At 64.5% G+C, this 21,833-nt stretch carries 23 protein-coding genes; 15 read left to right on the top strand and 8 right to left on the bottom strand.

Translation table 11 applies throughout. From position 1 onward, the window contains the following. The first annotated feature begins 152 nt into the window (after positions 1-152). From JQ587_RS08000 to JQ587_RS08060, 13 genes are all read left to right on the top strand, one after another. Positions 153-608: a phasin gene (locus JQ587_RS08000; RefSeq protein ID WP_212297967.1), complete on the top strand. Its 456-nt coding sequence runs from the start codon at positions 153-155 to the stop codon at positions 606-608. A 169-nt stretch (positions 609-777) separates the two neighbouring features. Next, positions 778-2,064, top strand: coding sequence for a DUF445 domain-containing protein (locus tag JQ587_RS08005; protein ID WP_212424947.1), 1,287 nt, complete (start codon positions 778-780; stop codon positions 2,062-2,064). 202 nt (positions 2,065-2,266) lie between these two features. Continuing rightward, the gene (locus JQ587_RS08010; RefSeq protein WP_212297969.1) at positions 2,267-3,037 is read left to right on the top strand and encodes an esterase/lipase family protein; all 771 of its coding nucleotides are present in this window, start codon (positions 2,267-2,269) and stop codon (positions 3,035-3,037) included. 212 nt (positions 3,038-3,249) lie between these two features. Beyond that, positions 3,250-4,116 carry a phenylacetic acid degradation operon negative regulatory protein PaaX gene (paaX, locus tag JQ587_RS08015; RefSeq protein ID WP_212424948.1) on the top strand — a complete coding sequence of 289 codons (867 nt, stop codon included), beginning with the start codon at positions 3,250-3,252 and terminating at the stop codon, positions 4,114-4,116. A 77-nt stretch (positions 4,117-4,193) separates the two neighbouring features. After that, on the top strand, positions 4,194-5,186 hold the full coding sequence (gene paaA / locus JQ587_RS08020; RefSeq protein ID WP_212297971.1) for a 1,2-phenylacetyl-CoA epoxidase subunit PaaA: 993 nt from the start codon (positions 4,194-4,196) through the stop codon (positions 5,184-5,186). A 10-nt stretch (positions 5,187-5,196) separates the two neighbouring features. Continuing rightward, positions 5,197-5,484, top strand: coding sequence for a 1,2-phenylacetyl-CoA epoxidase subunit PaaB (gene paaB / locus JQ587_RS08025; RefSeq protein WP_008136594.1), 288 nt, complete (start codon positions 5,197-5,199; stop codon positions 5,482-5,484). Then, entirely contained in the window at positions 5,484-6,260 is a 777-nt protein-coding gene (paaC, locus tag JQ587_RS08030; RefSeq protein WP_212424949.1) for a 1,2-phenylacetyl-CoA epoxidase subunit PaaC, read from the top strand. The genes paaB and paaC overlap by 1 nt, the downstream gene beginning before the upstream one ends. Then, entirely contained in the window at positions 6,254-6,757 is a 504-nt protein-coding gene (gene paaD, locus JQ587_RS08035; protein ID WP_212424950.1) for a 1,2-phenylacetyl-CoA epoxidase subunit PaaD, read from the top strand. Before paaC ends, paaD begins: the two co-directional genes overlap by 7 nt. Positions 6,758-6,893: 136 nt before the next feature. After that, positions 6,894-7,976, top strand: a complete 1,083-nt coding sequence (paaE, locus tag JQ587_RS08040) for a 1,2-phenylacetyl-CoA epoxidase subunit PaaE (protein ID WP_212424951.1) — start codon at positions 6,894-6,896, stop codon at positions 7,974-7,976. A 55-nt stretch (positions 7,977-8,031) separates the two neighbouring features. Continuing rightward, a complete protein-coding gene (paaI, locus tag JQ587_RS08045; RefSeq protein WP_212424952.1) occupies positions 8,032-8,481 on the top strand; it encodes a hydroxyphenylacetyl-CoA thioesterase PaaI in 450 nt (149 codons plus the stop codon). 32 nt (positions 8,482-8,513) lie between these two features. Beyond that, a complete protein-coding gene (gene paaK, locus JQ587_RS08050; RefSeq protein ID WP_212424953.1) occupies positions 8,514-9,845 on the top strand; it encodes a phenylacetate--CoA ligase PaaK in 1,332 nt (443 codons plus the stop codon). Positions 9,846-9,909: 64 nt separating this feature from the next. Next, complete coding sequence (locus JQ587_RS08055) at positions 9,910-10,914, top strand: quinone oxidoreductase family protein (protein ID WP_212424954.1); 1,005 nt, start codon at positions 9,910-9,912, stop codon at positions 10,912-10,914. Positions 10,915-10,916: 2 nt separating this feature from the next. Beyond that, on the top strand, positions 10,917-11,972 hold the full coding sequence (locus JQ587_RS08060) for a YeeE/YedE family protein (RefSeq protein WP_212424955.1): 1,056 nt from the start codon (positions 10,917-10,919) through the stop codon (positions 11,970-11,972). On the opposite strand, the gene JQ587_RS08065 is transcribed toward JQ587_RS08060, so the two are convergent. Next, positions 11,951-12,868, bottom strand: coding sequence for a DMT family transporter (locus JQ587_RS08065; RefSeq protein ID WP_212424956.1), 918 nt, complete (start codon positions 12,866-12,868; stop codon positions 11,951-11,953). The genes JQ587_RS08060 and JQ587_RS08065 overlap by 22 nt on opposite strands. Positions 12,869-12,968: 100 nt before the next feature. Here JQ587_RS08065 and pdxR point away from each other — a divergent pair, with 100 nt between their 5' ends. Next, positions 12,969-14,399, top strand: a complete 1,431-nt coding sequence (gene pdxR, locus JQ587_RS08070; RefSeq protein ID WP_212425050.1) for a MocR-like pyridoxine biosynthesis transcription factor PdxR — start codon at positions 12,969-12,971, stop codon at positions 14,397-14,399. A gap of 4 nt (positions 14,400-14,403) precedes the next feature. Here the strand turns inward: pdxR and JQ587_RS08075 are convergent, their stop codons facing one another. The 5 genes from JQ587_RS08075 to JQ587_RS08095 all read right to left on the bottom strand — a co-directional run bounded on the left by JQ587_RS08075 (position 14,404) and on the right by JQ587_RS08095 (position 19,180). Further along, complete coding sequence (locus JQ587_RS08075; RefSeq protein ID WP_212424957.1) at positions 14,404-15,627, bottom strand: bifunctional alpha/beta hydrolase/OsmC family protein; 1,224 nt, start codon at positions 15,625-15,627, stop codon at positions 14,404-14,406. Positions 15,628-15,651: 24 nt separating this feature from the next. Further along, positions 15,652-16,311, bottom strand: coding sequence for a sulfite oxidase-like oxidoreductase (locus tag JQ587_RS08080; RefSeq protein ID WP_212424958.1), 660 nt, complete (start codon positions 16,309-16,311; stop codon positions 15,652-15,654). 18 nt (positions 16,312-16,329) lie between these two features. Beyond that, entirely contained in the window at positions 16,330-17,652 is a 1,323-nt protein-coding gene (locus JQ587_RS08085) for an MFS transporter (protein WP_212424959.1), read from the bottom strand. Between the two features lie 32 nt (positions 17,653-17,684). Further along, positions 17,685-18,905, bottom strand: coding sequence for a cytochrome P450 (locus JQ587_RS08090; protein WP_212424960.1), 1,221 nt, complete (start codon positions 18,903-18,905; stop codon positions 17,685-17,687). A 65-nt stretch (positions 18,906-18,970) separates the two neighbouring features. Then, the gene (locus JQ587_RS08095) at positions 18,971-19,180 is read right to left on the bottom strand and encodes a ferredoxin (protein ID WP_148774408.1); all 210 of its coding nucleotides are present in this window, start codon (positions 19,178-19,180) and stop codon (positions 18,971-18,973) included. 158 nt (positions 19,181-19,338) lie between these two features. On the opposite strand from JQ587_RS08095, the gene JQ587_RS08100 reads away from it, so the two are divergent. Then, positions 19,339-19,986, top strand: a complete 648-nt coding sequence (locus JQ587_RS08100) for a TetR/AcrR family transcriptional regulator (protein ID WP_212297984.1) — start codon at positions 19,339-19,341, stop codon at positions 19,984-19,986. On the opposite strand, the gene JQ587_RS08105 is transcribed toward JQ587_RS08100, so the two are convergent. Together JQ587_RS08105 and JQ587_RS08110 are read right to left on the bottom strand one after the other, a co-directional pair. Beyond that, positions 19,983-20,621, bottom strand: a complete 639-nt coding sequence (locus JQ587_RS08105) for an aspartate/glutamate racemase family protein (protein WP_212424961.1) — start codon at positions 20,619-20,621, stop codon at positions 19,983-19,985. The genes JQ587_RS08100 and JQ587_RS08105 overlap by 4 nt on opposite strands. Positions 20,622-20,807: 186 nt before the next feature. Further along, positions 20,808-21,821, bottom strand: coding sequence for an amino acid ABC transporter substrate-binding protein (locus tag JQ587_RS08110; RefSeq protein ID WP_212297986.1), 1,014 nt, complete (start codon positions 21,819-21,821; stop codon positions 20,808-20,810). Between the last annotated feature and the right edge of the window lie 12 nt (positions 21,822-21,833).

Raw genomic sequence — 21,833 nt, forward strand, 5'->3', positions numbered from 1 at the left:
GCCTCCAATTGAGGATATTCACGATTTCGTGATATCGCAATGCAACATGATTGTTGCGTCGCACAATTAACTATGCCATATAAGCCCTGCCCCGGGCCAAAACCGGACGGGGTGAGCCCATAGCTCAGACCGATGAGGATGGAGAGAACCCCATGACCACCGAAACCAACACTGCCTTCGAGGGCTTCAAAGACGCTTTCAAGAACATCCAGAACCTGGAAGTTCCCGAGGCCGCCCGCGAGTTCGTCAAGAAGACTGCCAACACCGCCAAGGACCGTGCTGCCGAGGTGTTCGCTGGCTCCGAGCGCGTGACCGCCGCCGTCGAGAACGCGGTGTCCGAGTCCGTCACTGAAGCCGGCAAGATCAGCCGCAACATCCAGCAGGCGATCTACGAGGACGCCGAGGCGTTCTTCTCGGGCATCGACAAGCTCGCATCCGCCAAGTCGGTCAGCGAAGCCGTCGAGATCCAGTCGAGCCTGCTCCGCTCCCGCGGCGAAGTGTTCGTCTCGCGCGCCAAGGCGACCGCCGACTATTTCGGCAAGCTCGCCGCCAATGGTGCCAAGTCCGCTCAGGACAACTTTGCCAAGGTCTACAACAAGACCGCCTGATCCGGCACCCTGAGGACCAACTGAAATTTGAGGCCCGCTTCGGCGGGCCTTTTGTTTTTGTCCCGCCGTCATTGCGAGGAGCGAAGCGACGAAGCAATCCAGAGTCTTTCCGCGGAAAGATTCCGGATTGCTTCGCATCGCTCGCAATGACGGGTACTGTGATGCAGTGATGACTCCATCAGGCAGTTTCTCTTTTGACACCCCAGGCGACGCCGAACGTGCGGCAGAGCTGCGCCGCGTCAAGGCGCTGGCGACGCTGGTGCTGGCGTCGACGCTGGCGCTGTTCGTCGCCGCGAAATGGCTGCTGCCGGTGCATCCCGTGTTCGGCTTCATCGCCGCCTTTGCGGAAGCCGCGACCATCGGCGGGCTTGCCGACTGGTATGCCGTGGTCGCGCTGTTCAAACGGCCGCTCGGCCTGCCGATCCCGCATACCGCGATCATCCAGAGCAATCAGGCCCGCATCGCCGACAAGCTCGGCGAGTTTATCCAGGTGCATTTCCTCGAGGCCGGCCCGGTCGAGGCCAAGCTGAACGAAATCGATTTCGGCTCCTTCGTCGCCGACTGGCTGCGCGACCGCAAGCGCAGCGACGACCTTGCGCGCTTCGCGCTGCGCTTGCTGCCGGAAGCCGTCTCTGCGACGGAGAGCTCCGGCTTGATGACCTTCATCATCCGCCGCATGTCCTCGCAGCTCCAGGCCATTGATCTTGCGCCACTCGCAGCCGGCACGCTGCGCGGATTCGTGGCCGAGGGGCGCCACCAGATCCTGTTCGACGATCTCCTGCGCGTGATGCACGAGACGCTGACTCGAGTCGAGACGATGGCGATGATCCGCGAGAAGGTGCGCGCGGAGCTGCCGACCCTGCTCAAGCTCTATCGCGCCGACAAGTTCCTGGTGAACAAGATCGTGTCGTCCGCCACCGCGTTCTTCAACGAGGTGCGCAGCGATCCCAAGCATCCGTTCCGCGGTGAGTTCGACCGTATGGTGCTGAGCTTCGTCGACCGGCTCGGCACCGACCAAGCCTATATCGACCGCATCGACGGCTTGAAGCGCGATCTCCTGGCGCGGCCCGAGCTTGCCGATCTCGCCCGCACCGTCTGGGCCAACACGCGCTCCTTCATCGAGCGCAGCGCATCAGGCGAGACGCAGGTGCTGCAGCATCATCTCGCCGGCATGTTCGTTTCGGCGGGCGATGCGCTCGCCGGCGATGCCGAGCTTCGCGGCGAGATCAACAAGGGCCTGGTGACCGTGCTGCGCAGCTTCGTGGCCGACCAGAAGAGCGGCGTCTCGACCTTCATCTCCGACCAGGTCAAGGCGTGGGACATGGCGCAGTTGATTTCGCTGATTGAAATCAACATCGGGCGCGACCTGCAGTACATCCGCTTCAACGGCTCGCTGATCGGCGGGCTCGCCGGATTGGCGCTCTACTCCGTAGAATTCCTGCTCCGATTGTTGTGACTTTTGCGTCACGCCCGTTAGCATTAACGCGCAGGCCTATTGTCGCCTCGCGCATCTCCCGCTTGAATGTGTGGAACCGGCCGCCTAGCTGATTCATGTTGCGCTGCGGAACGTTCAAGAAGCCGGCGTATTGGAAGTCGTGCCCATTGCCGGCATCGCGGCCGGCGGGCTCTTCGGGAATTCTTGCCAAGGGGATCCATTGATGACCGCTACTGCCCAGACGCTGCGTCCGCCGTCCCGTGCTCTGATGTTTCTGGAAGGGCGCGCGATCCACGAGTTCGGCGCATTCCTCGGCGCGCTGCCGCTGCTGAGCCTCGCGCCGCGTGGCGATGGGCATCCGGTGCTGGTGCTGCCCGGACTGGTGGCCTCCGACGCGTCCACGCGCGCGCTGCGCAGCTTCTTGACCAACAAGGGCTACGCGGTGAGCGGCTGGCGCCAGGGCCGCAATTACGGCCTGCGCGAGGGTGTGCAGCATGCGATGGTCGATCTGGTCGAGGAGCTCAGCGACAAGCATGGCCGCAAGATCAGTCTGGTTGGCTGGAGCCTCGGCGGTCTCTATGCGCGCCAGCTTGCCAAGATGATGCCCGAGCGCGTGCGTCAGGTGATCACGCTGGGCAGCCCTTTCGCCGGCAATCCCCGGTCGACCAATGCCTGGCGCGTCTATGAATGGGCGAGCGGGCGGAAGTCCGACGAGGTTGATCCGAAGTTTGGCGGCGAACTCGCCGTGCCGCCACCGGTGCCGACCACCGCCATCTTCAGCCGCACCGACGGCGTCTGCGCCTGGCAGGGCTGCATGGAGAGATCCGGCGCGCAGACCGAGAGCATCGAGGTCGAGAGCAGCCATTGCGGCATGGGCCACCATCCCGCGGTCGTCTATGCGGTGGCCGATCGCCTCGCGCAGAAGGAAGGCCAGTGGCGCCCGTTCGATCGCAGCGGTTGGCGCAGCCTGGCCTATCCCGATCCGCACAGGTAGTTTCTTCGCCTCTCCCCGCCTGAGGGGAGAGGCCGGAATTTGCGGCTAGCAAATTCCGGGTGAGGGGGACTCTCCGCGAGTCCGACTCTCACCGAAGTCGCGGAGAGCGGCCCCTCACCCCAGCCCTCTCCCCGTAAGAACGGGGCGAGGGAGAGCAAGAGCGTCGCTCCCGTCCATTGTCCCGCCCGCACCAAACGCGCTATGCCTCGCGCATGGCGCATCCGCTCTCCCGCATCATCGATCAGCTCAAGCGTGAGCCGTCACGCACCGGCTCCATCGTCATCACCATGTTCGGCGACGCCATCGTTCCGCGCGGCGGCTCCGTGTGGCTCGGCACGCTGCTGGCGTTCTTCGAGCGACTGGACATCGATGGCAGCGTGGTGCGTACGGCGATGTCGCGGCTCGCGGCCGATGGTTGGTTGACGCGCGAAAAGGTCGGTCGCAACAGCTTCTATCGTCTCGCCGAGAAGGGCCGCGAAACGTTCGAGGCCGCGACGCGCCACATCTACGATCCTCCGCCGTCCGACTGGACCGGGCGCTTCGAGCTGCTGTTGATCGGCAATGGCGAGGACCGCGACGTCTCGCGCGAGGCGTTGCGCAATGCCGGCTTCGGCAGCCCGCTGCCGGGCGTCTGGGTCGCGCCGTCAGGCGTGCCGGTGCCGGACGAGGCCGCAAGTGCCATCCGCCTTGAAGTTTCAGCCGAGGATGACAGTGGGCGTCGCCTGCTCAGCGCGAGCTGGCCGCTGGAGCGCACGGCCGACGCCTATCTGAAATTCATGAGAACCTTTGAGCCGCTGCGCGCCGCACTCGCACGGGGCACGGAGCTGTCCGAGGCGGACGCCTTCACGGCGCGCATCCTGCTGATCCACTACTACCGCCGTGTCGTGCTGCGCGATCCGCTGCTGCCGGAAAGCCTTTTGCCGGCGGACTGGCCGGGCAGGGCTGCCCGCGGGCTCTGCGGCGAGATCTATCGGGCGCTGCTTGCGCCGTCGGAACAATGGCTTGATGGCCATGGAACCAATGAAAAGGGCCCGCTGCCGCCGGCGCGGAAGCTTCTGGAGAGGAGGTTCGAGGCTTGATTTATATGTTACAGAATTATCTTGCATGAGGTAATTTCTGTTATATATTGCCTCCCAACAAATCGGGAGGAGTGCGCATGTATACCCAGGCGCTGAACACGGCCGAGACCGACGATCGCGGTCTGGAGGACGCAGGCAGAGCTGCGCAGTTCCAGGCCCGCATCGATGCCGAGGAGCGCATCGAGCCGAACGACTGGATGCCGGCGGCCTACCGCAAGACGCTTACGCGCCAGATCTCCCAGCACGCCCATTCCGAAATCGTCGGCATGCTGCCCGAGGGCAACTGGATCACGCGCGCGCCGACCTTGCGCCGCAAGGCTGCATTGCTCGCCAAGGTGCAGGACGAGTGCGGCCATGGGCTCTATCTCTATGCCGCCGCCGAGACACTCGGCGCCTCGCGCGAAGAGCTGGTCGACGCGATGCTCGCGGGCAAGGCGAAGTATTCCTCGATCTTCAATTATCCCACGCTCACCTGGGCCGACATCGGCACCATCGGCTGGCTGGTCGACGGCGCTGCGATCATGAATCAGATCCCGCTGTGCCGCTGCTCCTACGGCCCTTATGCGCGCGCGATGATCCGTGTCTGCAAGGAGGAATCGTTCCACCAGCGCCAGGGCTACGAGATCATGCTGACGCTATGTCGCGGTTCGGACGAGCAGAAGGCGATGGCGCAGGATGCGCTGAACCGATGGTGGTGGCCGGTGCTGATGATGTTCGGCCCGCCGGATGCGACGAGCCAGCATAGCGACACCTCCACGAAGTGGAAGATCAAGCGCTTCTCCAATGACGAGCTGCGCCAGAAATTCGTCGATGCCACCGTGCCGCAGGCGCAATATCTCGGCCTCACCATTCCAGATCCAGGCATGACTCAGGATGCGGACGGGCACTGGCGCTACAGCGAGATCGACTGGACCGAATTCAAGCAGGTGCTCGCCGGCAACGGTCCGTGCAACCGCGACCGCATGGCCGCGCGCCGCAAGGCGCACAACGAAGGCGCCTGGGTGCGCGAAGCCGCCGCCGCCTATGCCGCCAAGCGCGCGCAGCGCCAGACCGCGCAAGCCGCGGAATAGGGAGATCATTATGGCCACGCCGAACACGCCGCTGTGGGAAGTCTTCATTCGCAGCCGCAATGGGCTCGCGCACAAGCATGTCGGCTCGCTACATGCGAGCGATGCCACCATGGCCCTGCAGGCCGCCCGCGACATCTACACCCGCCGCGGCGAGGGCCTCTCCATTTGGGTCGTGCCATCGACCGCGATCACCGCGAGCGATCCTGCCGAGAAGGGCATGATGTTCGAGCCGGCCGAATCGAAGATCTACCGGCATCCGACCTTCTACGAGGTGCCCGAGGAAGTGGGGCACATGTGATGGCGATCGCCAACATCCAGGTCTGCGAAACGCCGCTGGTGCTTTACACCCTGCGCCGCGCCGACGATGCGCTGATCCTCGGCCACAGGCTGTCGGAGTGGTGCGGACATGCGCCGATGCTGGAAGAGGACATGGCGCTCTCCAACATCGCACTCGACCTGATCGGCCAGGCCCGCGAGCTCTATACGTATGCCGCCAAGGCCGAAGGCAGGGACAACGACGAGGACAAGCTCGCCTACCTGCGGGACGTCAGGCAGTACCGCAATCTGCTGCTGGTCGAGCAGCCCAATGGCGACTTCGCTCAGACCATGGTGCGGCAGTTCTTCTATTCCGCTTTCGCCGACCTTTATTGGCGCGCAATGATGAGTTCGCCCGATACGACGCTCGCGGCAATCGCCGCGAAGTCGGAGAAGGAGAGCGCTTACCATCTGCGTCATGCCTCGGAATGGATCATCCGTCTCGGCGACGGTACGGATGAGAGCCGCGCCCGCGCGCAAGGAGCGATCGATCACCTCTGGGCTTTCACCGGCGAGATGTTCGCCGTCGACGATGGCGAGCGCGCCCTGATTCATGCCGGTATCGCCATCGATCCCGGCACCTTGCGCGGCCGTTGGCTGACGACGCTCTCCGGCGTTGTCAGCGAAGCAACGCTTCACCTGCCGCAGAACGACTGGATGCAGCAGGGCGGCCGCGCCGGCCGGCACAGCGAGCATCTCGGCCACCTCCTGTCCGAACTGCAATCGATGCAGCGCACCTTTCCGGGGCAGACATGGTGACGGTGTTGGAGCACGATAGCGAGCTGCGTCAGCGCGCGTGGGATGCCGCAGCGAGCGTGGTCGATCCCGAGATTCCGGTGCTCACCATCGCCGATCTCGGCGTGCTGCGCGATGTCACGCTCGACGGCGATCATGTCGAGGTCGCGATCACGCCGACCTATTCGGGCTGCCCGGCCATGAACATGATCGCGCTGGAAATCGAGGTAGCGCTGGAGCGCGCCGGCTTCCATCGCCCAAAAATCCGTACAGTGCTGTCGCCGGCCTGGACCACGGACTGGATGAGCGAGGAGGGCCGCCGCAAGCTGGCCGCCTACGGCATCGCGCCGCCGCAAGCTTCACACTCACGCCGCGCACTGTTCGGCGAGCAGGCGGTCGCGTGCCCGCAATGCGGCTCTGACAAGACCGAGCTCCTGTCCGAGTTCGGCTCGACCTCCTGCAAGGCGCTCTGGCGCTGCAAGTCCTGCCGCGAACCCTTCGACTACTTCAAGTGTCATTGAGGCGCATGATGCCGATCCGATCGTCATTGCGAGCAGCTCTTGCGACGAAGCAATCTGGGCTGTCTCCGCGGAAAGATTCTGGACTGCTTCGCTCCGTTCGCAACGACGACGGAAAGACCGAACGAAGGTGCCCGTAATGTCAACCGTCGCTCCCCGCTTCCATCGCCTCGCCGTCAACGATCTCCGCCGCGAGGCGTCTGACGCGGTCTCGATGACCTTCGCAATCCCGCGCGAACTTGCCGACGACTATGCTTTCAGCCCCGGCCAGTATCTCACGTTGCGCACCACACTGGATGGCGAGGAGGTGCGCCGCTCCTACTCGATCTGCTCCGGCCCCGATGACGGCGAGATCCGCATCGCCGTGAAGAAGGTCGACGGCGGCGCGTTCTCGAGCTGGGCAGCAGACGAGCTGAAACATGGCGACGAGCTCGACGTGATGACGCCGACGGGGCGCTTTGGCGTGATCGCACCGGCCGAAGCCGGGTGCATCCATGTCGGCTTTGCCGCAGGCTCCGGCATCACGCCGATCCTGTCGATCGTCAAGGGCGTGCTGGCGCGCGAGGCGGACAGCCGCTTTTTCTTGTTCTACGGCAACCGCACGACCGACAACATCATGTTCCTGGAGGCGCTCGAGGAGCTCAAGGACCGGTTCATCGATCGCCTCTCGATCTTCCACGTCATCTCCGGCGAGGAGCAGGACATCCCGATCCTGCATGGCCGGCTCGACGGCGACAAGGTGAGGGTGCTGCTGCGCTCGCTGGTGCCGGCCGAGAGTGTCGATCACGTCTTCATCTGCGGGCCATCTGGCATGAGCGAGGACGTCGAGGCGACTTGCCGCGATCTCGGGATCTCCGATGATCGCATCCATGTCGAGCGTTTCGTCTCCGAGTTCGGCGGCAAGCCGCGGCCGAAGAAGGCCGTTGCCGCCGACGCGCCGCCGAAGGCGGTCGCCTCCCTGATCATCGACGGCAAGCGCCGCGACGTCCCGGTCGCCGAGGACGAGGCGATCCTCGATGCCGCGCTGCGCGCCGGCGTCGATCTGCCCTTCGCCTGCAAGGGCGGCATGTGCTCGACCTGTCGCGCAAAACTGGTCGAGGGCGAGGCGCCGATGGACATCAATTATTCGCTGGAGCCCTGGGAGCTGAAGGCCGGGTTCGTCCTGACCTGCCAGGCGAAGCCGTCGTCGGAGCGGGTCGTTGTCGATTACGACCACGTTTGACAGTGTTGGCCGACCAGCAGAACATCATGAACGAGCATTTCGCCGGGAGAAGCGCGTGAACTTCAAAGCCGCCCTGTCGCCTGAGGATGTTGCCCGCGCCTGCACTGAAGCGATGTGGGCGGAGGACGATGCGTCCAAGGGTCTCGGCATGGAGATCGTCGAGGTTGGTCCCGGCTTCGCGACGGTCGCCATGACGGTGCGGCCGGACATGGTCAACGGCCAGCGCATCGCCCATGGCGGCTTCATCTTTACGCTCGCCGATTCAGCCTTTGCCTTTGCCTGCAACTCGCACAATGACCGCGTCGTCGCAGCGCAGGGCCAAATCACCTTCATCAGGCCCGGCAAACTTGGCGACCGGCTCGTGGCCAAGGCACGGGAGATCACCCGCGGTGGCCGCTCCGGCATCTATGACGTGCGCGTGACTGCAGGCGATACCGTCATCGCAGAATTTCGCGGACATTCGCGTGTCATTCCCGGCACGTGGCTGCCGGCGCAAGACCAATAAACAGAAGAACAAATCAATGTGGGGAAACGAGAATGGCTTCGACGAAGCTGAAGGACGGCGGCCGCACCTATCGGGCCGAGATGGACGCGCAGGAGCGCGCCTCACGCGACGAGATCATGGCGTTGCAGAAACAGCGTCTGGCCTGGTCGTTGAAGCACGCCTACGACAACGTCGCGCACTATCGCAAGGCTTTTGACAAGGCAGGGGTGCATCCGTCGGACTTCCGCGAGCTATCGGATCTCGCGAAGTTCCCGTTCACGGTGAAGACGGATCTGCGCGACAACTACCCCTTCAACATGTTCGCGGTGCCGCGCGAGAAGCTGGTCCGCGTGCATGCCTCGTCCGGTACGACGGGCAAGCCGATCGTGGTCGGCTATACCCAGCGCGACATCGAGACCTGGTCCGAGGTGATGGCGCGCTCGATCCGCGCGGCCGGCGGCCGCACCGGCATGATCATCCACAATGCCTATGGCTACGGCCTGTTCACCGGCGGTCTTGGCGTGCACTACGGCGCCGAAAAACTCGGCTGCACGGTGGTGCCGATCTCCGGCGGCATGACCGAGCGGCAGGTGCAGCTCATCAACGACTTCCGTCCTGACATCATCACGGTGACGCCGAGCTACATGCTGGCGATCCTGGACGAGTTCAAGCGCCAGAAGCTCGATCCGCGCCAGTGCTCGCTCAAGGTCGGCATCTTCGGCGCCGAGCCCTGGACCAACGCCATGCGCGGCGAGATCGAGGATGCCTTCGACATGGATGCGACCGACATCTACGGCCTGTCGGAGGTGATCGGCCCCGGCGTCGCGCAGGAGTGCATCGAGACCAAGGATGGCCTGCACATCTGGGAGGATCACTTCTATCCCGAAGTGATCGACCCCGAGACCGGTGCCGTGCTGCCGGATGGCGAGAAGGGGGAGCTCGTCTTCACCTCGCTCACCAAGGAGGGCTTTCCGGTGATCCGCTATCGCACCCGCGACCTGACGCGGCTGTTGCCGGGCACAGCGCGGCCGGGCATGCGGCGGATGGAGAAGGTGACGGGCCGCTCGGACGACATGATCATCCTGCGCGGCGTCAATCTGTTCCCAACCCAGATCGAGGAGATACTGCTCGCGACCGACTGGTGCGGCGGGCACTTCATCCTGGAGCTCACTCGTGAGGGGCGCATGGATGAGCTGACCATCATCGCCGAGGCGCGGGCTGAGAGCTGGGACGGCAGAGGCCTCATCGACCACGCCGACCGGATATCGACCCACATCAAGAACACCATAGGCATCAGCTCCAGGGTGCAGGTGGTTGCGCCGGCCACGCTGGAGCGCTCGCTCGGCAAGGCCAAGCGGCTCTACGACAAGCGGCCCAAGGACTGACTTGACGGATTGACTTGACCGCCCCCAAAGGCGACAAGGCCCGCGAGAAATCGCGGGTCTTCCCATGTCGCCAGCCGTTACCAAAGCCGTCGAGGCGCGTTGCGTCCGCCTCAATGCCAAGGCCGAGAACGCGGCCGTGGTCATGCCGGTCGTCGAGCATCATACGCTCGCGCGCGGCCCGAATGATCTCCTGATCGAGGTGAAGGCTGCTGCCGTCAATCCGTCCGACGTCAAGGCCGCGACCGGGCTGATGCCCTATGCGGTGTTCCCGCGCACGCCCGGCCGAGACTACGCAGGCTTGGTGATCGATGGTCCGTCCGGCACCGCCGGCGGCGAAGTGTTCGGCTCCTCCGGCGATCTCGGCATCCGCCGTGATGGCACGCATGCAAGCCATCTCGTGGTCGAAGCTGAGGCGGTTGTGGAGAAGCCGAAGACGGTGTCGTGGGAGGAGGCCGCCGGCATCGGCGTGCCCTTCGTCACGGCGATGGAAGGCTTTCGCCGCGCCGGCGTTCCGAATCCCGGCGAGACGGTCCTGGTGTTCGGCGTCAACGGCAAGGTCGGTCAGGCGGCGGTGCAGATCGTGACCTGGCGGGGCGCGCGCGTCATCGGCGTGGTGCGCAAGGCGGAAGCCTATGAAGGTCACGCCAACGCGCCCATCGAGGTGATCGATGCCTCCGCGACAGATGTCGCCACACGCGTGCGCGAACTGACCGGCGGCAAGGGCGCCGACATCGTCTTCAACACGGTCGGCGATCCCTACTTCCAGGCGGCGCACAAGTCGCTCGCCTTGCGCGGCCGCCAGATCCTGATCGCCGCGATCGACCGCATCGTACAGTTCAACATTCTCGAATTCTATCGGGGACAGCACACCTATGTCGGCATCGATACGCTCGGGCTGTCGTCGGTCGCGACCGGCGCCGTGCTGCGCGAGCTCGGCCCAGGCTTTGCCAGCGGCCAATTGAAGCCGTTTCCGATCCGGACGAACGCGATCTATCCGCTCGAGCGCGCAAAGGAGGCGTATGTTGCGGTCGCCGGCTCGTCGCGGGACCGCGTGATCCTGAAGCCGTAATCATGGAATCGACCCAACTCGTCATCCTCGCCGGCCTCGTCATTGGCCTGGTTTATGGCTCCGTCGGCCTGCTCAGCGGTTTCTGCCTGATGAGCAGCATGCGCGGCTGGCTGACGGAAGGGGACGGTCGGCTGGTGCGCAGCTACGCGCTGGCGATCGCGGTTGCGATTGCCGCGAGCCAGTTCCTTGCCGGTAACGGCATGGCCGATCTCGGCAAGTCGATCTATCTGCAACAGACATTCTCGGCGCCGGTGCTGTTCCTGGGCGGATTGCTGTTCGGCTACGGCATGGTGCTGTCGAACGGCTGCGGCTCGCGTGCGCTGGTGCTGCTCGGGCGCGGCAATCTCCGGTCCTTTGTCGTCGTGATCGTGCTGGCCATCGCCGCGCAAATGACGCTCAAGGGCCTGATCGCACCGGCACGCATCGCGCTGGTTCAGGCATCGCAGGCCACGGTCACCGTCAATTCGCTGCCCTCGCTGCTGGCGACGCTCGGACCCACCGAAGCCGTTTCGCGTATGCTGGCCGCTGCGGCGATCGTCGTGGCGCTCATCCTGTTTTCCTTCGCGCATCCGGCGTTCCGCCGCTCGCCGGGCCAGATCGCGGCAGGAGCCATCATAGGCCTTCTCGTCGCCAGCGGCTGGTATGTGACCGGCTACCTCGGTGCCGACGACTTCAACCCCGTTCCGGTGACCTCGCTCACCTTCGTCGCGCCGATCGCTGATAGTCTGCAATACGCGATGCTCTCGACCGGCCTGACGCTCAACTTCGGCATCGCGACCGTTGGCGGAGTCTTTGCCGGCAGTCTGGCGACCGCGATCGCCACGGGCCGCTTCCATCTCGAAGGTTATTCCTCGCCACGCCACATGCTGCGCTCGGCCGCCGGCGCCGCATTGATGGGCATCGGCGGCGTGATGGCGTTCGGCTGCTCGATCGGGCAGGGGCTCACCGGTGTATCGACGCTTGCGGTGGGCTCGTTCATTGCGGTCGCCGGCATTCTGCTTGGCACCACGGCCGGCCTGCGCGGCGCGTTGCGGGTTCAGCCGCTCGCCATGGCCTGACGGCGCAGCAGCCGGTCGCCCAGAGTCGCAAGACCAATGCCTGTGACGATCAGCGCGGCTGCGATGACGAGGCTCATATCGATGGGCTCGCCCAGCAGGATCGCCGCGCTGGCGATGCCGACGAGAGGTGTCCCGGTGGTGCCGAGCGCCGTCGTCAGCGCCGAGATGCTCTTGTTGACCATCGACATCGCCCAATAGGCCAATGCCGTCCCGATCAGGCCGGAATACAGGAACAGCAGCACGATGCGCCATGACCATTCTGCGTGCGGCAGACCATCCGTGATCAGCGCCGATCCCGTCAGCACGATCGTCGCGACGAGCACCTGCCAGATCAGAAGCTGGAGCGGGGATGCGATCCACCGGTGTGCGCGGATATAGATGATGTTCGCGGCCCAGGAGATCGCGGCCAGGATGACCATGCCGGCGCCGAGCACGACGTTGCCGCTGGCCCAGTCGATCGACGCGGGATTCAGGATCACGGCAAGTCCGATCAATCCGAGCAGCGCGCCTGCGAGCTTTGGTGCTGTCAGCGTGTCCTTGCCGAGCAGGGGCGCGGCGATCGCGACCCAGAGCGGCGTGGTGTAGCCGAGCACGACGGCCTTGCTCGCGGGCAGGAAGCGCACGCCGGCCGCGACGAGGACCGAGAACACGGTCATGTGCAGCAGCGCCACGCTGAGGATCACAGGAATGTCGCGCCGCTCAGGGATCACCAGATTCTTGCTGAGTCCGAGAATCACCAGCAAACCCGCCAACGCGATCCAGCTCCGGATTGCCGAGGTCCACAGCGGCGGAAGGAATTGCACGAGCTGCTTCGTCACCGACCAGTTCACGCCCCAGGCCAGCACGACGATGAGGAACAGGCCGATGGCCGCGCGAGGCGACAGGGAAGAGTTCATCGCAAGACCCTTGAAGCAGTTCGAGCCGGTGGATAGCATCCGCCCTGGTACCTGAAAAAGTGCCAGATAGGAGAAGATCAAGGTGCCAGTTTCCGAGGCGATGATTTCGGCCCTGATTGACCTGAAGCGGACCGACGGTGAGGGATTGGCTGTTCAACTGACGAGCCAGCTCCGAAGCCTGATCGCGACCGGCCGTATTGGCAAAGGCCGTGCATTGCCATCGAGCCGGCGGCTCGCGAGCGATCTCAGCGTTTCGCGCAACACCGTGACATATGCATTCGAGCAGCTCGCCGCCGAGGGATATCTCGAGGCGTCGCCCGGACGTCGCCCGGTGGTCACGGTTGACGGCGGCGAATCCAGCGAAGAAGCGGGCGCGGCCACACCGAGAACGCGCTCAGCCAGGCTGCGGCTCTCACCTTGGGCCTCGAAGCTCAAGCAGACGGACTGGCCGATGTCCTATCAGGCCCAGCTCAAGCCGTTGCGTCCGGGGCACGGAGATGCGCGGGAGTTTCCGAACGAGATCTGGGCGCGCTGCCTGCGCCGCAGTGCCGTAAGCGCCGCCAGGCGCGAGCTTGGTTCGGTCAACCGCCTCCGCCTGCGCGAGGCGCTGGCGCATTATCTGGCGTCCAGCAGAGGCGTTCGGGCGACTGCCGACCAGATCATGATCCTGCCGAGTGCACAGGCCGCGCTGACCCTGATCGCGGCTGTTCTCATCACGCCGGGCGACGAGGTCTGGGTCGAGGATCCCGGCTATCCCGGCGCCGCAGCCGCCTTTCGTGCCTCCGGCGCGCGTGTGACAGGCATGCGGCTCGACGAGCAGGGCATGCAGCGGATGCCGGGATTGGCTGCGGCGAAGCTCATTTTCATGACGCCGTCGCATCAGCATCCGACCGGACGGGTGATGTCGCTGGCACGCCGCACCGAATTCTTGAGGTCAAGCAGCCCTGGCAAGACCTGGATCGTCGAGGACGATTACGACGGCGAATTCCACTACGATAGCCGGCCGGTGCCGGCCTTGCAGGGGCTCGATGCCCACGGCCGCGTGTTCTATGTCGGGACCTTCTCCAAGGCGATGACGTCGGATATCCGGCTTGGCTATCTCGTCGTGCCGCCGTTGCTGGTCAGCACCCTGGAGATCGCGCAGCGGCACATCGGCTTGATAGCCTCCAGCCACATCCAGGAGGCGCTCGCCGAGTTCATCGCCGACGGGCATTTCCTCGCACATCTGCGCCGGATGCGCCGGCTCTATCACGCGCGGCGGGATCATCTCGTCGAGGGGCTGGAGCGGCAGCTGGGTGAGGTGCTCTCGGTCGAGGTGCCCTCAGGCGGCATCCAGCTCGTCGCGCGCCTCAAGCGCAGTCGCGCCGATCAGGCGGCAGTCAAGCGGCTGGTTGAGGCGGGCGTCGAGACGCGGGCTCTATCCAGCTTGGCGCTGGGCAAACCGCGCGATCACGGTCTGCTGCTCGGCTTTGCGGCCTGGCGCGAGGCCGAGATCAGTGCTGCGGTGCGAACGATGGTGTCGTGCTTCTAGCGCGCTAGCCAACCGCCGTGGTCACGATGCGGATCTCGGAGGTCAGCGTCCGGTGCACCGGGCACTTGTCGGCGATCTCCATCAGCTTCTTGCGTTGCTCGGCATCGAGCGCGCCATCCATCGCGATGTCGCGCTCGATCTGGTCGAGCATGCCGTCGCGCGTCTCGCATTCCGCGCAGTCCTTGGCGTAGATCTTGGAATGTTTCAGCGTGACGGTGACGCGGTCGAGCGGCAGCGACTTGCGGTCGGCATAGAGGCGCATGGTCATCGAGGTGCAGGCCCCTAAGCCCGCGAGCAGGAAGTCGTAGGGGCCGGGACCGGCATCCTCGCCGCCGGCAGCCTTCGGCTCGTCCGCGACCAGACGATGCGGCCCGACCGTGATGATCTGGTTGAATTTGCTCTTGCGGGTCTCCTGCACCACGACCTTGCGCGGCTCTTCGGGGAGGTCCGCGACCTTCGCAGATCTTGCCATGTCGATATAGCGGCTGGCCCAGGCCGCGATCATGTCTGCCGCGTAAAGCGCGTCCGCCGGTTTCGTCAGGAGATGATCGGCCTGGTCGAGCGAGACGAAGCTCTTGGGGTGCTTCGCCGCAACGAAGATCCTGGTCGCATTATCGATGCCGACGGTATCGTCGACAGGTGACTGCATGATCAGCAGCGCCTTATGGAGACCGGTGACGTCCTTCATCAGCTCGTGCTCGACGATATCGTCGAGGAATTCGCGCCTGATCCGGAACGGGCGGCCCGCGAGCGAGACTTCGACTTCGCCCTGGGCGCGGATGTCGTCGAGATGCTTGCTGAACAGACCAGTCACGTGCGCGGGATCGGAAGGCGCAGCGATGGTCACAACCGCCTTGGCCTCCGGAATTTGTGCGGCTGCCGCAAGAATGGCCGCACCGCCGAGGCTGTGGCCAATCAGAAGGGACGGCGCCTTGCGCGTCGTCCGCAGATGATCGGCGGCCCGCACGAGATCGGCGACGTTGGAGGAGAAGGTCGAATTGGCGAATTCACCCTCGCTGGAGCCGAGCCCGGTGAAGTCGAAGCGCAGCACCGCGATGCCCTTGGCGGCGAGTGCGACCGAAATGCGTTTTGCCGCCAGCGTATCCTTGCCGCAGGTGAAGCAATGCGCGAACAGTGCGAAGGCTGCGGGCTCGCCGTCCGGCAGCTCGATCGCGGCCGCAAGCTGATGGCCGCCTTCGCCTGTGAATTGAAAGCGTTCGGTCTGCATGGGCTTTCCCCGTCTTGCTAGAACCTAATCGTCCGAATAGCGCTGCTCGGCCCAGGGATCGCCGCGGTTATGATAGCCGCGGACTTCCCAGAAGCCCGGCGCATCCTCGGTCAGGAATTCGATGGCTTGCAGCCATTTGGCGCTCTTCCAGAAATACAGATGCGGCACGACCATCCGCACCGGGCCGCCATGCTCCTGCGTCAGCGGCTGGCCCGACCAGCTATGGGCGAGCAGCGCGTCTTCGGCGGCGAAATCGTCCAGCGCGAGATTAGTGGTGTAGCCGTCATAGGAATGCAGCACGACGAAGCGCGCATCCTCGCGCGGCCGGCAGGCCGCCAGCAGTTCGCGCGTGGCGAGGCCTTCCCAAAGGTTGTCGTAGCGCGACCAGGTGGTCACGCAATGAATGTCGGAGGTGAACCGGTCCTGCTTCTGCGCGGCGAATTCGGCAAAGGTCCAGAACACGGGGGTCTCGATCGCGCCGTAGACGTCGAGCCGCCAGCGATCGCGCGAGACCGGCGGCATGACCCCGAGATCGAGCACCGGCCAGTCCTGGGTGAGATGCTGGCCGGGCGGCAGGCGCTGATCCTCCGGGCGCGTGATCTTGCCGGTGAGGAAGCGGCCTTCGCGCGCCCATTTCTCCTTGGTGCGTGTCAGCTTGCTGTCGGATGGCGTCTCGTCGGCCATAGCTTACTCGTCAATGAGCTACTCGTGGCGGTGCATCGCGGAGGCATGCTTGGTATCGCGCATGGTGGAATAGATGATCAGCGACAGGCAGATGATTCCGGCGAGATAGTAGTAGAACCAGTCCTCGTGCCCGATGCTTTTGAAATAGAGCGCGATCGCGGGCGCGGTGCCGCCGAAGATCGAGACCGTGATCGCGTAGGGCAGGCCGACGCCGAGGGCGCGGACATTGGTCGGGAATAGCTCGGCCTTCACCACGGCGTTGATCGAGGTGTAGCCGGCGACGAACAGCCAGGCGCAGCAGATCAGGATGAAGGCCATGAAAGGCGACTTGGTCTCCTTCAGCGTCATCAGCAGCGGCACGGTCGCGAGCGTGCCGGCGACGCCGAAGAAGATCAGCAGCGGCTTGCGCCCGATCTTGTCGGAGATGGCGCCATAGATCGGCTGCAGGATGGTTGCGAAGATCAGTGTGCCGAAGATCACGAAGGTGGTCTGGTCCTCGGTCAGGCCCACCGAGAGCTTGACGAAAGTCTGCATGTAGGTGGTGAAGGTATAGAACGCCGCGGTGCCGCCGGCAGTGAGTCCGACCACGAGCAGCAGCTCGCGCGGGTAGCGCAGCAGATTGGTGAGCGAGCCGGTCGGCTTCACGACCTTCTTGGCTTCCTCGAACGCCTCAGTCTCGTGCAGATTGCGCCGCATCACCGCGGCAAAGATCGCGAGTGCCGCGCCGATCGCGAACGGGATGCGCCAGCCCCAGGCCTTGAGCTCGTCGGGCGTGAGGAAGACCTTTTGCAGGAGCAGCAGAACGATGATCGCGGTGAGCTGCCCGCCGATCAGCGTGACGTACTGAAAGCTCGAATAGAAGCCACGATGCTTGGGGTCCGCGACCTCGCTCAGATAGGTGGCGCTGGCGCCGTATTCGCCGCCGAGACTCAACCCCTCGATGACGCGGGCGAGCGCCAGGATCACCGGCGCAGCGAAGCCGATCGTGGCATAGGTCGGCGTCAGCGCGATGATCAGCGAGCCGAAACACATGAAGACAACGGACAGTGTCAGCGAGATGCGCCTGCCGAAATGATCCGCAATGTAGCCGAACAACCAGCCGCCCAGGGGACGCATCAGGAAGGTCGCCGCGAACACCACGGCGACGTTCAACTGCTGCACGACCGGGTCATTACCGGGAAAGAACGCCGGAGCGAAATAGAGCGCGAACGCCGTATAGGCGTAGAAATCGTACCACTCGACGAGATTGCCGATCGAGCCGATGAAGATCGCCTTGATCCGCCGCTGGGCGTCGGCGAGATCGATGTGGTCGGAGGCCGGGTGGGTTGCTTGCTCTGTCACGTCCGGCCTCTCTCCGTCAGTTCCGGAGAGGCCTACATCGCCTTTCCGAGCAGAAATGGCAACTGGCGAGGGCCCCGCACGGTGCCCTGGGACCAGGTCACGGTGCCCGCCGGATCGAGCCGGAAGTCAGGAATCCGCTTCAGCCATTCCTCCAGCGCAACCTGCATCTCCATCCGCGCCAGGTTGGAACCGACGCAGCGGTGGATGCCGAGGCCGAAGGCGGCATGGCGGTTCTCCCGGCGGTCGATCACGACCTTGTCAGCGTCCGGAAACATTTTCGGGTCGCGGTTCGCAGCCGGAAAGGACAGCAGAACCATGTTGCCCGTCTTGACCGGGCAGCCAGAGATGGTCGTCTCCTTGACGACCTCGCGCGCCATCGTTACCGGCGAATAGGCGCGCAGAAGTTCCTCCACGGCGGTCGGGATTAACCCCGGCTCAGCGATCAGACGCTCGCGGTCGGCCGGCGTCCGGGCGAGATGCCAGAGCGAGGAGCCGATCGCGCTCCAGGTCGTGTCGATGCCGGCGATCAGGAGCAGCCGCAACGAACCCAGAACGTGCGACTCTTCCAGCGGCTGGCCTTCCTTGTCCTTGGCATTCATCAAATACGAGATGAGATCGTCGGTTGGCCTCGACCTCCGCTCCTCGATATGCGCCCTGAAGTAATCGCTCATCCCGTGCACGGCCTCGAGCAGCTTGTTTTCGTCCTTGATGCCGAGCTCCAGGATCATGTGGATCCAGTTGATGAAGAGATCGCTGTCGCTCTCGGGAATGCCGAGCATGTGTGCGATCGCCTGAACCGGGATGTATTTGCTGTAACGCGCGGCTGCGTCGACCTTGCCGTCGGCGATGAAGCCGTCGATCAGCTCGTTGCAGATCGCGCGCATCCGCGGTTCGAGCTTTTTCATCGCATCCGGCGTGAACGGCGGCAGCAGCAATTGCTTGGCCGGTTTGTGCACGGGCGGGTCGGAGGTGATCGGCGGGGCCGCGTTCCTGGCGACCTCGGGCCGCACGTCGCGGACGATGATGCGGCGCGAGGAAAAATGCTCGGTGTCGTTGGCGATCTCGCGCACTGCCTCATAGGTCGTCGGCATGTAACAGCCGAGGAAGCGCTCGGTATGCACGACCGGGCTTGCCGCGCGCAGTTCCTCCCAGATCGGAAACGGATCCTCCGTCCATTGCGGATCGGTGTGGTCGAAATCGTTGACCCAGTCGGTCACAGGGGGATGGGCGGCGGGCTGGCTGATATCGGACATGGCAGGAAAATCCCTTGGAACTCGTGTTCGCTGAAGGCACGCAAGGCGCGCGGGCAGGGGCCGCGCTACTCCTCGATCACATCGATCGCGATTTCCGGGCAGTTGGATTTGGCGAGCCAAGCCTTGTCCTCGAGGCCAGGCGGAACCGTGCCGTCACCGGCCTCATGGGCGTTGCCGTATTCATCGAGCTCGAACAGCTCCGGCGCCAGCGCCTTGCAGCGCGCGTGACCCTGGCATTTGTCGGGATCGACGTGAACTCTCAGTCGTTCGGCCATTGCGGCTCCCTCGGTCGTGTGCGCTCAGGCCCAAAAGGGCGGCGCGTTCCTCTTTGTCATTATTGTCAGCGGCACTTGCCGCATATTCTAAGTTATATGCTATTACATTCGCCGCAGGCTTCCCCTGTCAAGCGCAAACTTATAGGCTCCGCCGTAACATGCGTTCACAACTCGCTCGCAAGCCCGAGAACACCTACCACCACGGCGATCTCCGCGACGCCCTGATCAAGGCCGCGCTCCGCGAGGCGGAGCAGGGCGGGGCGGAAGCGATCAGCATCAAGGCGCTGGCAAAGCAGCTCGGTGTTTCGCAGCCCGCGCCGTACCGTCATTTCGCCGACCGTGAGGCGCTGCTTGCCGCGGTGACCGCGGAGGCGTTCCGGCAGTTCAGCGCGATGTTGCGCGAAGCGATGACGAAGCCCTCGAAGCAATCGAAGCTGTCGCGACTGGCGCAAGCGACGCTCGATTTCGGTCTGCGTCGCAACGGCGTCTACCGCCTGATGTTCGCGTCCCGCACCGTCTCCTGCGCGGCCAGGGGCAGCGAGCTGCATGAGGTCACGCGTGAGACGTTTGAACTGGTGATTGAAGCTCTGGAAGCGCCCGCGGTCGGCTATTTGCGCGAACGGCAGGCGCTCAAGATCTGGGCGGCGCTGCACGGCGTTGTGATGCTGGCCGAGCAGGGCCTGTTCACCGGCGAGGCGGCGCACGCCACGCGAGAGGAGCTGGTCGAGGACTTTGTGAACGAAACGAAGGCCGCGCTCGCCGTCGCGATCAAGGACGCGCAGCGTCGAAAGAAGGCGGGCGGTTAGGCCTTCGCTTTCAAAAGCTTCATCAGCTTCTCGACCGCGCTATCAGGTGTAGTCACGACGGGGCGGCCGGTGGCTTCCGCAACGAGCGGCGCGGTCGATGCGATGCTGAACTGCGCCAGTGCGATAACGTCGCAATCACGCAGATCCCTAGATGCCTCCACGATCAGCCGGTCGTGCGTGGCGCGGTCACCGCGGTCGAGTGCGGCCAGCGCACCCTCGGCAAGCTTTGGCACGATCTGGACGGATGCGGGAAACTCCGGCGGCATCGACGCCAGCGTCGGCGGAAAGGTCGAGAGCAGGCCGATCCTGTTGCCCATGGTCACCGCCTGCTCGATCATCGCCTCGTTCGGCTTGAGCACCGGCATCGGCGCATGTGCCCGCGCGACCGCCTCGATGCAGGGGCCAAAGGCCGAGCAGGTGAACAGGATGCCGTTTGCGCCGGTGGTCGCCGCATAATCGCCGAGGGCGAGAAAGCGCTCGGTCATGGCGTCGTTGAGCTTACCGTCACGCGCCAGATCCGCCGACAGGCTGTCGTCGAGCAGGTTCATCAGCCGTGCCTCCGGCCACGCCCGCGCGAACGCCGCCTCGATCGGGGCGATGGAGTGTTTCAGGGCGTGGATCAGCGCGATGCGCATGGGCTCGGTGCTTCTTCTCCCTCTCCCCGCTTTTACGGGGAGAGGGTTGGGGTGAGGGGCTCTATCCGCGCAAAACGTGAGAGGTGGACGCGTGGAGAGTCCCCCTCACCCGGATTGCCCCGGACGATGCTTTGCATCGCCGGTCGCAATCCGACCTCTCCCCGCAAGCGGGGAAAGGTGAGCTCCTTACTTGAACGGAATCGCGTACATCAAGCCGCCCTTGCTCCAGAGGCCGTTGAGGCCGCGCTCGAGCTTGAGCGGGCTCGCCTTGCCGACATTGCGCTCGTAGATCTCGCCATAATTACCTGTGGCCTTGATCGCCGTGACCAGCCATTTGTTGTCGAGACCAAGCCGCGAGCCGAGATCGCCGGAGGCGCCCAACAAGCGCTGGATCGCCGGTGTCTGCGACTTCGTCATCTCGTCGACATTGGTCTGCGTCACGCCGAGCTCCTCGGCTTCGATCAGCCCGTAATGCAGCCAGGTGATGATGTCGCTCCAGACCTCGTCGCCGTTGCGGGTGAACGGCCCGAGCGGCTCCTTGCTGATGGTCTGCGGCAGCACGACATAATCGGCCGGGTTCGGAGCCGCGGTGGTGACGGCACCGGCGAGCGCGGAGGCGTCCTGGGTCATGGCGTCACAGCGGCCGCCGAAGAAGGTCTGGTACATGGTGTCGACGCGGTCGAACACCAGCGGCTTCCAGTCGATGCCGTTGGCGCGGCCGTAATCGCCGAGCGTGACTTCATGGGTGGTGCCCTGCGCGACGCAAACGGTGGCGCCTTTGAGGTCCTTCAGCTCCTTCACGCCGAGGTCCTTCTTCACGACGAAGCCCTGGCCATCGTAGAAGTTGATCGGACCCTGGCGCAAGCCCAGCGTCACGCCGCGCAAATAGGTCTCCGTCGAGTTGCGGTAGAGCACGTCGATCTCGCCGGACTGAAGCGCCGTGAAGCGGTTCTGCGCGGTCAGTGAGACGTATCGCACCTTGCTGGGATCACCTAACACGCCGGCGGCGAGCGCGCGGCAATAGTCGACGTCGAGGCCCTTGTAATTGCCTTGCGAGTCGGGTGCCGAGAAGCCGGCAAAGCCGGCGCTGACGCCGCACACCAGCGTTCCGCGGCTTTTCACCGTGTCGAGCGTCGCCGCCGACGCAACGACTGTCGATGCTGCGAGCACGCCCGCTGCGATAACCACTTTCCTCATCATGCTACTCTCCCC

Source organism: Bradyrhizobium manausense, assembly GCF_018130615.1.
Taxonomy (GTDB): domain Bacteria; phylum Pseudomonadota; class Alphaproteobacteria; order Rhizobiales; family Xanthobacteraceae; genus Bradyrhizobium; species Bradyrhizobium manausense_A.

What these genes read in the sequence shown, in the direction of transcription:
- JQ587_RS08000 (WP_212297967.1), top strand. Translation starts at nt 153, where the DNA reads ATGACCACCGAAACCAACACTGCCTTCGAGGGCTTCAAAGACGCTTTC.
- JQ587_RS08005 (WP_212424947.1), top strand. Translation starts at nt 778, where the DNA reads ATGACTCCATCAGGCAGTTTCTCTTTTGACACCCCAGGCGACGCCGAA.
- JQ587_RS08010 (WP_212297969.1), top strand. Translation starts at nt 2,267, where the DNA reads ATGACCGCTACTGCCCAGACGCTGCGTCCGCCGTCCCGTGCTCTGATG.
- paaX (WP_212424948.1), top strand. Translation starts at nt 3,250, where the DNA reads ATGGCGCATCCGCTCTCCCGCATCATCGATCAGCTCAAGCGTGAGCCG.
- paaA (WP_212297971.1), top strand. Translation starts at nt 4,194, where the DNA reads ATGTATACCCAGGCGCTGAACACGGCCGAGACCGACGATCGCGGTCTG.
- paaB (WP_008136594.1), top strand. Translation starts at nt 5,197, where the DNA reads ATGGCCACGCCGAACACGCCGCTGTGGGAAGTCTTCATTCGCAGCCGC.
- paaC (WP_212424949.1), top strand. Translation starts at nt 5,484, where the DNA reads ATGGCGATCGCCAACATCCAGGTCTGCGAAACGCCGCTGGTGCTTTAC.
- paaD (WP_212424950.1), top strand. Translation starts at nt 6,254, where the DNA reads ATGGTGACGGTGTTGGAGCACGATAGCGAGCTGCGTCAGCGCGCGTGG.
- paaE (WP_212424951.1), top strand. Translation starts at nt 6,894, where the DNA reads ATGTCAACCGTCGCTCCCCGCTTCCATCGCCTCGCCGTCAACGATCTC.
- paaK (WP_212424953.1), top strand. Translation starts at nt 8,514, where the DNA reads ATGGCTTCGACGAAGCTGAAGGACGGCGGCCGCACCTATCGGGCCGAG.
- JQ587_RS08055 (WP_212424954.1), top strand. Translation starts at nt 9,910, where the DNA reads ATGTCGCCAGCCGTTACCAAAGCCGTCGAGGCGCGTTGCGTCCGCCTC.
- JQ587_RS08060 (WP_212424955.1), top strand. Translation starts at nt 10,917, where the DNA reads ATGGAATCGACCCAACTCGTCATCCTCGCCGGCCTCGTCATTGGCCTG.
- JQ587_RS08065 (WP_212424956.1), bottom strand. Translation starts at nt 12,868, where the DNA reads ATGAACTCTTCCCTGTCGCCTCGCGCGGCCATCGGCCTGTTCCTCATC.
- pdxR (WP_212425050.1), top strand. Translation starts at nt 12,969, where the DNA reads ATGATTTCGGCCCTGATTGACCTGAAGCGGACCGACGGTGAGGGATTG.
- JQ587_RS08075 (WP_212424957.1), bottom strand. Translation starts at nt 15,627, where the DNA reads ATGCAGACCGAACGCTTTCAATTCACAGGCGAAGGCGGCCATCAGCTT.
- JQ587_RS08080 (WP_212424958.1), bottom strand. Translation starts at nt 16,311, where the DNA reads ATGGCCGACGAGACGCCATCCGACAGCAAGCTGACACGCACCAAGGAG.
- JQ587_RS08090 (WP_212424960.1), bottom strand. Translation starts at nt 18,905, where the DNA reads ATGTCCGATATCAGCCAGCCCGCCGCCCATCCCCCTGTGACCGACTGG.
- JQ587_RS08095 (WP_148774408.1), bottom strand. Translation starts at nt 19,180, where the DNA reads ATGGCCGAACGACTGAGAGTTCACGTCGATCCCGACAAATGCCAGGGT.
- JQ587_RS08100 (WP_212297984.1), top strand. Translation starts at nt 19,339, where the DNA reads ATGCGTTCACAACTCGCTCGCAAGCCCGAGAACACCTACCACCACGGC.
- JQ587_RS08105 (WP_212424961.1), bottom strand. Translation starts at nt 20,621, where the DNA reads ATGCGCATCGCGCTGATCCACGCCCTGAAACACTCCATCGCCCCGATC.
- JQ587_RS08110 (WP_212297986.1), bottom strand. Translation starts at nt 21,821, where the DNA reads ATGATGAGGAAAGTGGTTATCGCAGCGGGCGTGCTCGCAGCATCGACA.